Annotated in this window: 15 protein-coding genes; 10 read left to right on the top strand and 5 right to left on the bottom strand. The window is 52.0% G+C overall.

What is annotated here, in order from left to right:
* Positions 1–12 precede the first annotated feature (12 nt).
* Together EVJ20_RS12250 and EVJ20_RS12245 are read right to left on the bottom strand one after the other, a co-directional pair.
* Positions 13–1,275 carry a hypothetical protein gene (locus EVJ20_RS12250; RefSeq protein ID WP_236636408.1) on the bottom strand — a complete coding sequence of 421 codons (1,263 nt, stop codon included), beginning with the start codon at positions 1,273–1,275 and terminating at the stop codon, positions 13–15.
* Positions 1,276–1,562: 287 nt separating this feature from the next.
* Entirely contained in the window at positions 1,563–2,459 is an 897-nt protein-coding gene (locus tag EVJ20_RS12245; RefSeq protein ID WP_070329277.1) for an aldo/keto reductase, read from the bottom strand.
* Positions 2,460–2,610: 151 nt separating this feature from the next.
* Between EVJ20_RS12245 and EVJ20_RS12240 the strand changes: the two genes are divergently transcribed.
* From EVJ20_RS12240 to EVJ20_RS12225, 4 genes are all read left to right on the top strand, one after another.
* Positions 2,611–3,222 carry a serine/threonine protein kinase gene (locus EVJ20_RS12240; RefSeq protein WP_070329276.1) on the top strand — a complete coding sequence of 204 codons (612 nt, stop codon included), beginning with the start codon at positions 2,611–2,613 and terminating at the stop codon, positions 3,220–3,222.
* Between the two features lie 81 nt (positions 3,223–3,303).
* On the top strand, positions 3,304–3,633 hold the full coding sequence (locus EVJ20_RS12235) for a four-helix bundle copper-binding protein (protein ID WP_070329275.1): 330 nt from the start codon (positions 3,304–3,306) through the stop codon (positions 3,631–3,633).
* 113 nt (positions 3,634–3,746) lie between these two features.
* Positions 3,747–4,259 (top strand): GNAT family N-acetyltransferase, encoded by a 513-nt coding sequence (locus tag EVJ20_RS12230; RefSeq protein ID WP_070329274.1) that lies wholly within the window; start codon positions 3,747–3,749, stop codon positions 4,257–4,259.
* Positions 4,260–4,325: 66 nt separating this feature from the next.
* Positions 4,326–4,664 (top strand): zinc ribbon domain-containing protein YjdM, encoded by a 339-nt coding sequence (locus EVJ20_RS12225; protein ID WP_070329273.1) that lies wholly within the window; start codon positions 4,326–4,328, stop codon positions 4,662–4,664.
* A 40-nt stretch (positions 4,665–4,704) separates the two neighbouring features.
* Here the strand turns inward: EVJ20_RS12225 and EVJ20_RS12220 are convergent, their stop codons facing one another.
* Positions 4,705–6,162, bottom strand: coding sequence for an aldehyde dehydrogenase family protein (locus EVJ20_RS12220; protein ID WP_131508321.1), 1,458 nt, complete (start codon positions 6,160–6,162; stop codon positions 4,705–4,707).
* Positions 6,163–6,328: 166 nt separating this feature from the next.
* Here EVJ20_RS12220 and EVJ20_RS12215 point away from each other — a divergent pair, with 166 nt between their 5' ends.
* From EVJ20_RS12215 to EVJ20_RS12205, 3 genes are all read left to right on the top strand, one after another.
* Positions 6,329–6,682, top strand: a complete 354-nt coding sequence (locus EVJ20_RS12215) for a PadR family transcriptional regulator (protein ID WP_070329271.1) — start codon at positions 6,329–6,331, stop codon at positions 6,680–6,682.
* Positions 6,651–7,412 carry an HAAS domain-containing protein gene (locus EVJ20_RS12210; RefSeq protein WP_070329270.1) on the top strand — a complete coding sequence of 254 codons (762 nt, stop codon included), beginning with the start codon at positions 6,651–6,653 and terminating at the stop codon, positions 7,410–7,412. Before EVJ20_RS12215 ends, EVJ20_RS12210 begins: the two co-directional genes overlap by 32 nt.
* Before the next feature lie 180 nt (positions 7,413–7,592).
* Entirely contained in the window at positions 7,593–8,543 is a 951-nt protein-coding gene (locus EVJ20_RS12205; protein ID WP_070329269.1) for an alpha/beta hydrolase, read from the top strand.
* A gap of 92 nt (positions 8,544–8,635) precedes the next feature.
* On the opposite strand, the gene EVJ20_RS12200 is transcribed toward EVJ20_RS12205, so the two are convergent.
* Positions 8,636–9,484 carry a GNAT family N-acetyltransferase gene (locus tag EVJ20_RS12200; RefSeq protein WP_161567017.1) on the bottom strand — a complete coding sequence of 283 codons (849 nt, stop codon included), beginning with the start codon at positions 9,482–9,484 and terminating at the stop codon, positions 8,636–8,638.
* Positions 9,485–9,556: 72 nt separating this feature from the next.
* Between EVJ20_RS12200 and EVJ20_RS12195 the strand changes: the two genes are divergently transcribed.
* The gene (locus tag EVJ20_RS12195; RefSeq protein ID WP_131468408.1) at positions 9,557–10,234 is read left to right on the top strand and encodes a YjjG family noncanonical pyrimidine nucleotidase; all 678 of its coding nucleotides are present in this window, start codon (positions 9,557–9,559) and stop codon (positions 10,232–10,234) included.
* Between the two features lie 3 nt (positions 10,235–10,237).
* On the opposite strand, the gene EVJ20_RS12190 is transcribed toward EVJ20_RS12195, so the two are convergent.
* Positions 10,238–10,684: an NUDIX hydrolase gene (locus EVJ20_RS12190; protein ID WP_131490311.1), complete on the bottom strand. Its 447-nt coding sequence runs from the start codon at positions 10,682–10,684 to the stop codon at positions 10,238–10,240.
* A 54-nt stretch (positions 10,685–10,738) separates the two neighbouring features.
* On the opposite strand from EVJ20_RS12190, the gene EVJ20_RS12185 reads away from it, so the two are divergent.
* Positions 10,739–11,341 (top strand): pentapeptide repeat-containing protein, encoded by a 603-nt coding sequence (locus EVJ20_RS12185; protein ID WP_131504975.1) that lies wholly within the window; start codon positions 10,739–10,741, stop codon positions 11,339–11,341.
* A complete protein-coding gene (locus EVJ20_RS12180; protein ID WP_131504974.1) occupies positions 11,338–12,177 on the top strand; it encodes an aminoglycoside 6-adenylyltransferase in 840 nt (279 codons plus the stop codon). Before EVJ20_RS12185 ends, EVJ20_RS12180 begins: the two co-directional genes overlap by 4 nt.
* Position 12,178: the final 1 nt, after the last annotated feature.

Here is a 12,178-nt window from a genome sequence, read left to right as displayed (position 1 = left end):
CATTTGCCCCCTTTACTCCATGAATTGGGCCTGCCACTTGGCCGCATCGTCGCGGAGTAGCTGGAAATGAGACCCAGTCTTCGTATTCGTCAAAAACACGTCATTTCCTTCATAGCTGACGTCGAACGTTTGTGCACATATGCCTTCGAAGACGGTCAAATAAGGGGTCGAGGCAGGTGTGCCGGCTTTCGAGACGGCTTTCGCGCGCTCGATCGCATTGAAGATGAATTGCGTATCGTCAGCTGTGGCGTGGCTTAAAAACGGCTCGTCTTTCGATTCCGTACCGATCAAGGCGAGCTCGTGAAAGACGACGTGCCGGCGGTGGTCGAATTGTTGGCGCATTTTGTTCTTCAAGCTATCCCCGCGCAACAAGGTTTCTTCTTTATAGGTGATCGACACGACTTGTTTATGGGCTTTTCCATCGCGGGTGAACGAGAAGCTGAACAACGGATAGCGTTCGTTCGCTACGAGTGTCGATGGGAGCGCACTTGCTTGCCGGACTCCTAGAAAACGGTCGAACGTCGCGTCAGGTGGTCGGACTACATCGTGATAGAGCTCTTGGTTCGACGAGGTGTAAATGCCGTAGCGCTGTTCGCCATCAGCCGACTCGGTACCAAATCCAATCGAGAGAAACGGCTGTCTAGAAGATAAATCAATAGGGACCACGAGGGTCTCGGCTGCATCCTTTGACTCGAATGTGAACTCATATGAACCGTTGAACGGCATCGTCACGTGGACGAGCGTTTGCTCGAGAGCAGTCCGGAGCGGATACGGTTCGTTGCCGACCGGTTTGTCCATCTCGTTTAGAAATTGAAGTCGTTCGTGCGGTTGAGCGTTTCGCAGTTTCGAGATGGACGGATAAGTGACGGACAAGTCTTGAAAAGCGGTGAGACTGTCGGGAACGGATGCGACTTGTTTGATATAAGTGATTGTGCCTGCCTGACATTGCACATAAGACTGATTCTCCACTTCAAAGAATGTAGCGGTCGGGAACGCTTCGGTTGACGTTGTCGTCGTCAACGGCTGCGTCAACGTGACCGTTCCGACTAAACGGCGATCGCCGGCGGGAACGTTCGTGATCGCATCTTCTGGATAACAAGCATCGAGCACGTTCGTCCGGTCGGACTCGGTCATCTCGATCTGTTGCCCCGAAGGAAGCGTAGCGCGACCTTGATAATACTCTGGAGCTGTATGTAAACGAAAAGCATGTTCTTCCTCACATCCAAATAGGAATGACAAAATGGCAAGCGTACAGAAAAGCAGGTACTTTTTCACAGCGGTGCACTCCTTCGATGAATAACTTTCATCATTTTAGCACCAATTTTTTGTGACTTTAGTCTTAGGAAAACTAATGTGTTTTTTTAATAAAAAAGCGAAAAACCCGCTCGACTTGAACTGAGCGGGTCTGGTTTACACTTATGGATAAGAAATGGAATTTCTCGATTTGAATGTTGTCGATTTTTGACGAATGAACCTTGATATAGCGTCATTGCTAAAAAACAGACGGAAAACGTTGAAATGTAGTATGGGTTTTATAGGTATTTATTGGTTTTTATATTCCTTTAGTCGACGTCGCGACCGCGTGAAGCTTTCAAAATTTCGAACCATTCTTCACGGCTGAGCTCAATTTCAAGTGCGTCGACGCCAGTGCGGACTCGTTCAATTTTCCCAGAGCCGATGATCGGCATGATATTGACCGGATGTTTGAGCAACCAAGCATAGACGATTGAATCGATACCGCTAGCGTCATGACGGACGCGGATCTCTTCAAGCTTTTCACGAAGTGGCGCGTAGTCGTCTGCAGAGAACAACTGGCCTCCGGCGAGCGGGCTCCAGGCCATGAGCGGCATCCGCTTTTCGTGACATAGGTCGACAGAACCATCTTCGAAATGTTTCAACTGCATCGGCGAGAGCTCGAGCTGGTTCGTCACGAGTTTGAACGGTAACCGTGACTGCAGCAGTTGCTGTGTCGACGGTGCGTGGTTCGAGACGCCGAACGTCCGAACTTTTCCGCTCTGTTGCAACGTGATGAACGCCTCGGCGACTTCATCTGGATCCATGAGCGGGTCGGGACGATGGATCAAAAGTGTATCAATCTGGTCAATCCCGAGCTCGCTCAAAGAACGTTCGGTTTGGCTGATGATATGTGCTTTCGTCGTGTCGTAATGATTGAGCGTTTGGCCGGGGTTGAATGAGCCGGTCAATTTGATGCCCGTCTTCGTCACGATTTCGATTTGGTCACGAAGCGAAGGTTTGAGGCGCAACGCCTCTCCGAATAATCCTTCACACGTATACCCGCCATAAATGTCGGCGTGATCGAACGTCGTGATGCCGAGCTCGATACATTGCTCGATGAACGTGAGACGCTCCTGTGGGCTCATCTCCCATTCGGCGAGACGCCACATTCCGTGGATGATGCGTGAGAACGATAAGTCTTCCGTTAGTGCGATTCGTTGCATAATCGATTCCTCCTAATTGTCTGTCGCTTTCATTATACGGGTATTGTCCAACAGCGTCACTTTCTGCGCGCGAGCAGGGATGCTGAAACAGGGTCAATCGTGACGGAATCCGTTATGATAGACGAGAGACAAACAGAAAGAGGAGTTCTTCATGAATCGTTATGAAATTTATGCGGACGTGTCGTTCGAACAAGACGTTCACGAGACGCGTGCCACCGCTTATCACCAAGACCTCGAGCTGCATGGGATCGGACGGAGCGCCGCCGTATTTCGCGTGAAAGACACGCAACTCGTCATCAAAGTGTTCTTCCCGGGCTATACTCAAATCGCAGCGGAAGAAGCCGTGATTTATCGTACGCTCGAAGGGCTGCCCCAGTTCCCATATTTGTACGAAGTCGGGCCGAACTATATCGTCATCGATTATATCGAAGGTAAGACGCTGTTTGAGTGTTTGACCGAAGGGATTTGGATTGATGCGGCGTACATCGAGCAAGTCGACGAGGCGCTGATTAAAGCGCGGCAGCTTGGACTTACCCCGTCAGACGTACATTTGCGCAACATCATCCTCAGTCCGCAAGGCCGCATCTATTTGATCGATTTGGCCCGGTTCCGGCAAGGGCAACATATCGACCATCAATGGGAAGACTTGAAACGGATGTATCGGCTCTACCGGCTCCGCTTCGTGCCGAAACGATATTCCGAGCGGCTGTTGAACGGCATCGCCTATTTATACCGCACGTTTGTCAACGATCCGAGACGTTAGTCGAAGGTCGTTTTTCTTTTGGCGATTAGGGAACAACAGTAACGTATCGTTGTCGTGTCACTTAAAAAGGAGGACGTCCGAATGGCTCACCGAATTTATGCGAATGAACTCGAAACGTTGCATGACTGTGTGGAGACGTGTAACTACTGTCTTGAATCGTGTCTTGAAGAGCGCGATGTGAAGATGATGGTCGATTGCATCCGGCTCGACCGCGAATGTGCCGCTATGTGCTCGTTCCTCGCCGAGGCGATGACACGGGATTCGGCGTTCGTGCCCGAACTCGCACGGGCTTGTGCGGTCATGTGTAAGGCGTGCGCCCAAGAGTGCGAAAAACATAAGCACGAGCACTGCCAAGAGTGTGCGCGCGTTTGCTTCGAATGCGCTTCGATGTGCGACCGCTTAGCAGCTTGAGCGGAATACGGTCAGTCGACGCGGCTGACCTTTTTTTGTGGAAAATGCGTCGCGACGTGTGTTTTGAGAGTGAGATACGTATAATGAAGAAAACTCATGAAAGTGGTGTATGTATGATCCGTAATTGCCGTCGTGACGACCTTCAAGCCATCTTACATATTTACAATGACGCCATCGTCAACAGTACTGCCGTCTATCACTATGAACCGGTGACGCTTCAAAATCGAGTCGCCTGGTATGAAGATAAAAAAGCGTCCGGACACCCCGTCATCGTCTGGCAAGACGGCGACGTCGTCATGGGTTTCGCCACGTTTGGCCCGTTCCGTCCATGGCCAGCCTACCATTACACGATTGAACACTCTGTCTACGTTCATCCGGGCTATCGCGGCAAAGGTGTCGGCAACAAGTTGCTTCGTGAAATCATCCGCATCGCGGAAGCGCGTAACTATAAGACGATGATTGGCGGAATCGATGCTGCCAACATCGCGAGTATCAAAGCGCATGAAAAATTGGGCTTCGTTCATTCAGGGACGATCAAACGAGCCGGCTACAAATTTGGAAAATGGCTCGACTTGTCATTTTATCAATTGGATTTGACAGGTCCCGAAACACCGCAAGAAGGCTAAATGTTGTCTATCGATATTTCTGAAATACGGTATACTGGCAACAGTGAATCGAATGGAGGAATCAAGATGACAGAACTACCGAATTGCCCAAAATGTCAGTCGGCCTACGTCTATGAAGATGGCGCTTTGCTCGTCTGCCCGGAATGTGCTTACGAGTGGTCACCGAGCGAGGCGGCCGAGGCCGAGGCGGACGCTGAGGTTAAAGACGCGAACGGGAACGTGCTCCAAGATGGAGATGCGGTCACGGTCATCAAAGACTTGAAAGTGAAAGGTACGTCACTCGTCGTCAAACAAGGGACGAAAGTGAAAAGTATCCGCCTCGTCGACGGTGATCACGATATCGATTGCAAAATCGATGGGTTCGGCGCGATGAAGCTCAAGTCAGAATTCGTCAAGAAACTATGAAAAAACTGTTTCGGTCCACGGACCGAAACAGTTTTTTGTATTACGAGAAGAACGGCTTGTATTCACGGCGTTCATGCATGACAGATACCCATTGGAGCGTCGTGAACTCCTCGAGCACCCATTCGCCGTTGAAGCGGCCGAGCCCTGAGTCTTTCTCACCGCCGAACGGCAAGTGCGGCTCGTCGTTCACCGATTGGTCGTTGATGTGGATCATCCCGGTCTCGACGCGGCGAGCAAACTCGGTCGCCCGGTAAATTGAACCGTGGACGGCGCCGCTAAGACCATATGGGAGTTCGTTCGAGATATGGAGCGCTTCTTCGTCGTCTTTGAATGACAAGATGACGGCGACCGGTCCGAAGATCTCATTTTTGGCGAGCGGCATGTCGTTCGTGACACCGCTAAGGACCGTCGGCTCGAGCACGTTGCCGTTCGCTTTGCCACCGACGTGGAGCGTCGCCCCGGCGTTGACCGTCTGATCGATTTGGTCGAGGATACGATCGATTTGATCATGGTCGATGAGTGGTCCGACCTGTGTATCGGCTTCATTCGGATTTCCGAATTTAAGACCGCGGACGCGTTCGTTAAACCGTTCGAGGAACGTGTCATGAATCGATTCGGCGACGAGAATCCGGTTCGTCGACATACAGATCTGACCTTGATGGAAGAACTTGCTGTAGACGGCCGACTCGACAGCGCTTTCGATATCAGCATCGTCTAGGACGACGAAGACGTTGTTGCCACCAAGTTCAAGCGCGGTCTTCTTCAACAGACGTCCGGCCTTCTCGGCAATGCCTTTCCCGACCTCGGTCGATCCCGTGAACGAGATGAGTTTTGGGATCGGGTGTTCGACGATGGCATCGCCAATCTCAGAGCCGCGACCGACGACGATATTCAAGACGCCTTTTGGAAGCCCGGCTTCTTCAAACAATGAAGCGAACAGGAGCCCGCCTGTGACCGGTGTCGCCGTCGCTGGTTTGACGACGACGGTGTTGCCGGTCGCGAGCGCCGAGACGATCGAACGGACCGCGAGATGGAACGGGAAGTTCCATGGGCTGATGACGCCGATGACGCCGAGCGGCTTCCGGTAGACCCGATTCTCTTTGTTCGGTACGATCGATGGTTTAATCAGACCGTCCATCCGGAACGGGAACGTCGATGCCTCTTTAATGATTGCCATCGAGGCAGCGAATTCGCCTTCTGCCTTGATGCGGGTGCTGCCTGACTCTTTCACGAGCCAGTCGATGATGTCGTCTTTGTAGTGTAACGTCAGTTCAGCGAACCGCTCGATCAGGGCGCGGCGCTCTTGCGGCAGCATGACCGCCCATTTGCCTTGCGCTTCCTTAGCTACCTGATACGCCTTGTCGAGATCGGACTCGTCTGCTGACCGAATCGAGAACAGCTTCTCGTCCGTGAACGGGTTGACGTTGTCGATCGACTTGTCGCTCGAACCGTCTACCCACTGGCCATTAATGTACATCTTTGTAAAATCGGTATGCATAACAACACTCCTTTATTTTTTCTTCACCTTAAGAAGTATTCACCTGATTTAAAAAATTAAACCTTTCGATGCGCAACTATCTTGTTTTACAAAGTAGTTGCAATTGAAATCACCTTCCATTACTATTATGTATAACAAGATAGTTTGGAGAAAGTGAGGTCACGCCATGGCGATGAGTCAAATGTTGAAAGGGTTGCTCGAAGGGTGTCTGCTCGCCATCATCGCAAAAGGGGAGACGTACGGCTATGAGATGTCGGAGAAACTTCAAGCGTACGGTTTCACGATGGTGAGCGAAGGCAGTATCTACCCGGTTCTGTTACGGATGAAGAAAGAGGGGTGGGTCGAGACGGTTCAAAAACCTCTGCCTTCAGGAGGTCCGAAACGAAAGTATTACGTATTGACGGAAGCTGGGGAACAGGAATTAATGGCGTTCCGGAAGCGTTGGGCAGATGTGTCGAGCGGTGTCGACCGCGTACTAGGAGAGGGGAATGAACGTGGAACTTTCGAAAAAGAGTCGTGATTTTTTAGATGATTTGGCGGTCTATCTCATGTCGAGTGGGAAATCAGAACGTGAAGTGAAGGACGTGACCGAAGAATTGAAAGACCATTTAGAAGAAGCGGAGCGAGCAGGGAAAAGCGTAGACGATGTCGTCGGACAGAGCCCTGAGGCGTATATGCGCCAACTCGGGAGCGAGATGGCGTTTGACGTGAAAGGGGTAGTGAAAGTTGTCGGCATGATCATTCCGAGCGTATTCGCCTACATCATCATCGGAAACTTTATTCAAGGAGAGATGACGTTCTCGACGGTCCAACTGATCGGCTTCCCACTCGTCGCCGTCATACTTTTACTCGCCGTGACACAAGTGTTCCGTAAGATGTCGACCGGTTCGTCTCGCGGCAAGATGAAAACTGGGTTGACGTATGCCGCGCTCGGTGCATTGCCGATGACGCTATTCCTAGGCTTGATGACTTTCGACCTGCTCGTTGAGACACCGAAGATCACGTTTGGGACGGTCGGGCAGTTCGTGTTGTTCGGGCTAGCAGTGCTCACACTCGTCATCGTGTCGGTGTGGACGAAGACGTGGATCAATCTGATTATTCCACTTCTACTGTTTGTGCCGCAATATGTGTTCGCGCAAACGAGCCTGCCGCTTGAACAACAGTTGATTTTCTCAATGATGGTTCTGTTCGTCGGCATGGGAATCGTTATGTTCGTCTGGTGGAAAAAGAATCAACAGGAGGAAGTCTAAGACGTTTGTCATAGATGCTAGCTCGATTGTTAGGCATCGCTTGGACGGTCTTGTTCGTTATCGGTGTCGTCTTGGCATTCTTTTATCATTCTAAATTTCGAAAAGTGTGCGAGTCTGCTTAATGACGGGTTCGGCTGGGAATAGGAAACTGTACGCCAATAGAGAAAGAAGGGGTTCCCATTGCCAGTCAATCCGACGATTCAATTTTATTTGGATCAATTTAAAAATCAGATGTCACCCACATATGAGCAAATGAACCCACTCGAGTTAAGACGACAGGAAGATGCAGTGCTGACGAGGTTCCAGCATAAAGAGCACGTTCACGAAGTCGAGGACTTGGATCTCTCGCTCCCAGGGCGTACGCTCCCGATTCGGATTTATCGGTCAGGAGCAACGACCGCCCCGGCACTTGTCTACTATCACGGCGGCGGTTACGTCACCGGCAGCATCGAGACACACGATGCGATTTGCCGCACCCTCGCGAACGAGGCGGACTGTACCGTCATCTCGGTCGGGTATCGCCTCGCGCCGGAACATAAATTTCCAGCCCCGGTCGAAGACGCTTACGATGCACTCGTTTGGATCGGGGAACACGCTTCGGAATTAAACGTAGATGCGTCACGACTCGCCGTCGGCGGCGACAGTGCCGGCGGGACGCTCGCCACGGTCAGCGCATTGATTACGAGTGAGCGCGGGGGGCCGTCACTCGTTCATCAGCTCCTGTTTTACCCGGTGACCGGGACCGAAGAGAACTTGCCGTTATCTTTGATTGATTACGCTACCGGCTACTTGCTTGACGAAGGGTTGATCCGTTGGTTCCAGCAGCAATATTTTAATGACGAAAATGAGTTGACACATCCGTATGCGTCGCCAATTTTGTCCGATCGCTTAGAACAACTGCCTGCGACGACACTACTGACGGCCGAGTACGACCCGCTCCGTGACGTCGGTCGGGCTTATGCGAACAAATTGATCAGCCTCGGTGTCCCGGTGACGTATAAAAATTACGGGGGGCTGATCCACGGCTTCACGAACTACTATGCGTTCGTCCCAGAGGCGAAACGGGCGGTGAAAGAGGCGGCTCATTGTTTAAAAACAGCGTTTGAGAACCAAAAAAATATTCTTGGATAAGAGAAGAGGACCATTCTGACCTATTGTCGGAACGGTCCTCTTCTCTTATGAGTACGCTCGCACCATCAGACTCTGTTGCAAGGCGCGTTATTTCATGCTTTCGATAAACTCGGGAAGCGACAGCCTTCCGGGAAAAGGTGGCCGTCACTCATGCGGATCATCCATTGTCCGTCACGTGCACGTGCCGCACGTCGTTCGACATCGGGCAAGTCAGGTGTGAATTCAAAGACGATTTCCGCGATTCCATCAAAGGAGAGCCGTGCCACGACGTCACGCATATCGACAGGCCGAGGCGACAGTACCGCGAACAAATGCAGACGCGTGCGCTCAATAAAATAGATGACATGCACGTCGTCGAAGCGATAGACGTCCTCGTTCAGGCCTTGATAGAAACTGAACATCCAAATATGCATGTCGTCCGTCGTATAGAGCCGGGGTGAGTACGGGAGCGACTCCAGTTTGAACCGACGCCACCGCTCGGCGTCGACGTCGACGTGTTCGAGCGGGGGCGCCGAGCCCGACACGGAGACAAATAGCTCCGGTTCGCGTTGGACAGTGAACCCTTGCTTCTCATAAAACGTTTCGAGGCCCTCGTTACAAGCTAAAATATAAGGCAATCCATCGGCGTCATGTTGTTTGAAGAGGTGCTTGAAGACGCGGGTGGCGAGTCCTTGTCCTTGTCGGTCCTCGTCCGTCATGACCGTCCCGATTTGATACATCTCACGAGCGGTTCCGTCCGTCACGAGGGTCATCCGGCTCATGCTGACGTTCGAGATGATGTTCCGGTAGAACGTCAACGAATAACAGCGATAGCGGTCGGTCCATTCTCCATCCAAATACCATCCGCGAAAATCGATGCCGAACATTTCATCGGTCAAGTAGAAAAATGATTCACGTTCTTTATCTGAATACTCGAGATTGGTGATCGGTCGTTTAGCCATGGGACTCACTCCTTGTTTTGAACTTCTCGGCCTGTTCCTGTACATTAGAGGCAGAGAGGGGTAATTCAAATTATGAAACGGTATGAAGCTATTTTATTTGATGTCGACGATACGTTGCTAGACTTTAAACGGAGCGAGCACGTCGCCTTGGAGCAATTGCTCGCCTCACATAACGTCCGGATGACCGATGCGTTAAAACAACAATACGTGACGATCAACAACGGGCTATGGCGCGCGTTTGAACGCGGTGAGGTCGGACGGGAAGACGTCTTGATGGGCCGCCACACGCAACTGTTCGACACGCTCGGCATCACGATCGATGCGCATGAAGTCGAACAGCGCTATCGAGACCATTTGCACGACGGGGTGCACATCATCGACGGGGCACTCGAACTCGTGCAAACGCTCAGTGAACAGTATCCGCTCTATATCGTCACGAACGGTGTGACAGAGACACAGTTCAAGCGGCTTGAGGCGTCGGGGTTGCTCCCGTATTTCAAGGACGTGTTCGTCTCCGACGCGACGGGATCGCAAAAGCCGATGAAACCGTTCTTCGATTACGTGTTCGACCGTGTCCCGAACGTGTCACCAGAGCGTGGGCTCATCGTCGGTGACTCGCTGACGGCGGACATCGCCGGAGGACGCATGTACGGCCTCGATACGTGCTGGTACAACCCGCATGAGGTTGCGGCGACGGTCGAGACGACGTATGAGATTCAAGATTTGAACGAGTTGAAATCGATTTTATAAGGCTCAGCGGTCGATAAAGTGTGGTGGGAGCGACTGCGGCAACGCATAGAGCGTCTCCGGGAAGAGTCTCAGTTCACGGAGCGACTCGAGCGGCTGCCAACGATAGATGAGTTGATCTCCTTCTGGTCCGTGAAAGTCCCCGGTCCGGAGCGGTAGGTCACCCGATACATAAAAATACATGCCGATCTCGTGAACCGTGCGTTCTAAGTACGTGAAGAAATTTTCGGAGACGAAAGCGAACGTCGTTCCCGTCAGTGTCGCGTTGAGCTCTTCTTGCAGTTCGCGCATCAAAGCGAGTTCGGCTTCTTCGCCGATGCCGACGCGGCCGCCCGGCAATGCCCAAAAGTCATCATTCGCGTTCCGATGAATGAGCAAACGACCATCTTGGACCCAGATGCCGGCGACGCGGTAGTTGAACGTGCCTTGATCGGTCGGAAATACGATATCCATCTTTCATCACTCCATTCCTTTAGCTACAATCAGTATACGCCAAGGAGGCAGGACATGTTTCAATTAAATGAGTCTTACGAAGGACAAGATTTTCGCGAGTCCTCGTTCCGTGACCTTCAACTTTCACACGTGACGTTCGAGAACTGTCGGTTCACATACATCGACGCGACCGAGTTCGAGACCGAGCAGTGCCGCTTCATCAACTGTGACTTTACCGACTCGAAATGGAACGCATCGCGCCACGTCGGCAGTTCGTTTTTAAACTGTCAATTCAATGGGGCGAATTTGTTTTTAAGTGAGTTCGATCAATGCAAGATGACAGGTTCTTCGTTCGAGTCGTGTACGTTTGAGGGCGTGACCGTTCGTGGGGGCGACTGGTCGTTCGTCAATTTGCGTCACGCACCGCTCCGAAAAATGGATTGGTCGGATGTTCGTCTAGTAGAGGCTGATTTGTACGGGGCGGACTTGAAGGAGTCGCGCTGGACGAACGCTGCGTTGACACGTGCCGTCCTGCAGCATGCGGACTGTACGGCTGCCGACTTCATAGGTGCTGACATGGACGGGGTCGATTTCACGGACGTTGCGCTCAAAAAGACGAAACTCGACGTCATGCAGGCGGTCCAAGTCGCCCGTTCGCTCGGGGCCATCGTCGAATGAACAATAACCAGGTGCTCGAGCAGCTACTCGCTTTGGCGGAGGAGCGGGAAGACATCCGAATCATGGTGTTGAACGGATCGCTCGTCAATCCGCACGTCTCCCCAGACCGGTTTCAAGATGTAGATGTCACGTTTTTCGTTCTGGACGTATCATCGTTCATAACGGATCGATCCTGGATCGATCGGTTCGGCGAGGTGTTGATCATGCAGACACCGGACGAGTCACCGTCTCAAACAAGATACGAGCGGTTTGCGTTTCTCGTCCAGTTTGCAGCCGGTCATCGGATCGATCTGACCGTTCGTCCTGTTCGCGTCGTGCAGGAGGCGATTGCGGAAGATTCGCTCAGTCTCGTCATGCTCGATAAAGATGACACGGCAGGACGTCCTGTGCCGAGCGATGAGACGTACCGAGTCAAACGCCCGAGCGCGTTTGACTATGCGTCGTGTTGGAACGAGTTTTGGTGGGTGTCATTGTATGTCGTGAAAGGACTAAGGCGCAATCAACTGCTGTATGCGCTCGATCACGTGACGATCATGCGAGACATGCTCCGACAGATGATGGCGTGGGATGTCGGATATAGGACCGGCTTTTCCGCGAATATCGGGAAAGCTGGGGACGCTTTGGTGGACCACTTATCAAATCAAGCTTGGCAAGCATACTTACGGACATACCCGGTCGCGGATCCTGCGGCGATTGCAGCCGCGTTTGAAACGTTGGTCGAGCAGTTCTGCGTCTTCAGTCGGCGTGTTTCGGAGAAAAGTGGCAACTCATTTCGGGACGACGAGTCCAAGCGGATTCGTGACGCTTTTTCGACGCTTTGGACTTCAAACGATTAGT

Origin of the sequence: Exiguobacterium sp. SH0S1 (assembly GCF_004337165.1) — a bacterium.
In the GTDB taxonomy this organism is placed as follows: domain Bacteria; phylum Bacillota; class Bacilli; order Exiguobacteriales; family Exiguobacteriaceae; genus Exiguobacterium; species Exiguobacterium aurantiacum_A.
Note: the sequence above shows the minus strand (reverse complement) of the source record. Positions and strands in the feature narration are given on the sequence as shown.

Bases quoted from the DNA above. Each gene is read 5' to 3' on its own strand.
- EVJ20_RS12245 (WP_070329277.1), bottom strand. From the start codon at position 2,459: ATGCAACGAATCGCACTAACGGAAGACTTATCGTTCTCACGCATCATC.
- EVJ20_RS12240 (WP_070329276.1), top strand. From the start codon at position 2,611: ATGAATCGTTATGAAATTTATGCGGACGTGTCGTTCGAACAAGACGTT.
- EVJ20_RS12235 (WP_070329275.1), top strand. From the start codon at position 3,304: ATGGCTCACCGAATTTATGCGAATGAACTCGAAACGTTGCATGACTGT.
- EVJ20_RS12230 (WP_070329274.1), top strand. From the start codon at position 3,747: ATGATCCGTAATTGCCGTCGTGACGACCTTCAAGCCATCTTACATATT.
- EVJ20_RS12225 (WP_070329273.1), top strand. From the start codon at position 4,326: ATGACAGAACTACCGAATTGCCCAAAATGTCAGTCGGCCTACGTCTAT.
- EVJ20_RS12220 (WP_131508321.1), bottom strand. From the start codon at position 6,162: ATGCATACCGATTTTACAAAGATGTACATTAATGGCCAGTGGGTAGAC.
- EVJ20_RS12215 (WP_070329271.1), top strand. From the start codon at position 6,329: ATGGCGATGAGTCAAATGTTGAAAGGGTTGCTCGAAGGGTGTCTGCTC.
- EVJ20_RS12210 (WP_070329270.1), top strand. From the start codon at position 6,651: ATGAACGTGGAACTTTCGAAAAAGAGTCGTGATTTTTTAGATGATTTG.
- EVJ20_RS12200 (WP_161567017.1), bottom strand. From the start codon at position 9,484: ATGGCTAAACGACCGATCACCAATCTCGAGTATTCAGATAAAGAACGT.
- EVJ20_RS12195 (WP_131468408.1), top strand. From the start codon at position 9,557: ATGAAACGGTATGAAGCTATTTTATTTGATGTCGACGATACGTTGCTA.
- EVJ20_RS12190 (WP_131490311.1), bottom strand. From the start codon at position 10,684: ATGGATATCGTATTTCCGACCGATCAAGGCACGTTCAACTACCGCGTC.
- EVJ20_RS12185 (WP_131504975.1), top strand. From the start codon at position 10,739: ATGTTTCAATTAAATGAGTCTTACGAAGGACAAGATTTTCGCGAGTCC.
- EVJ20_RS12180 (WP_131504974.1), top strand. From the start codon at position 11,338: ATGAACAATAACCAGGTGCTCGAGCAGCTACTCGCTTTGGCGGAGGAG.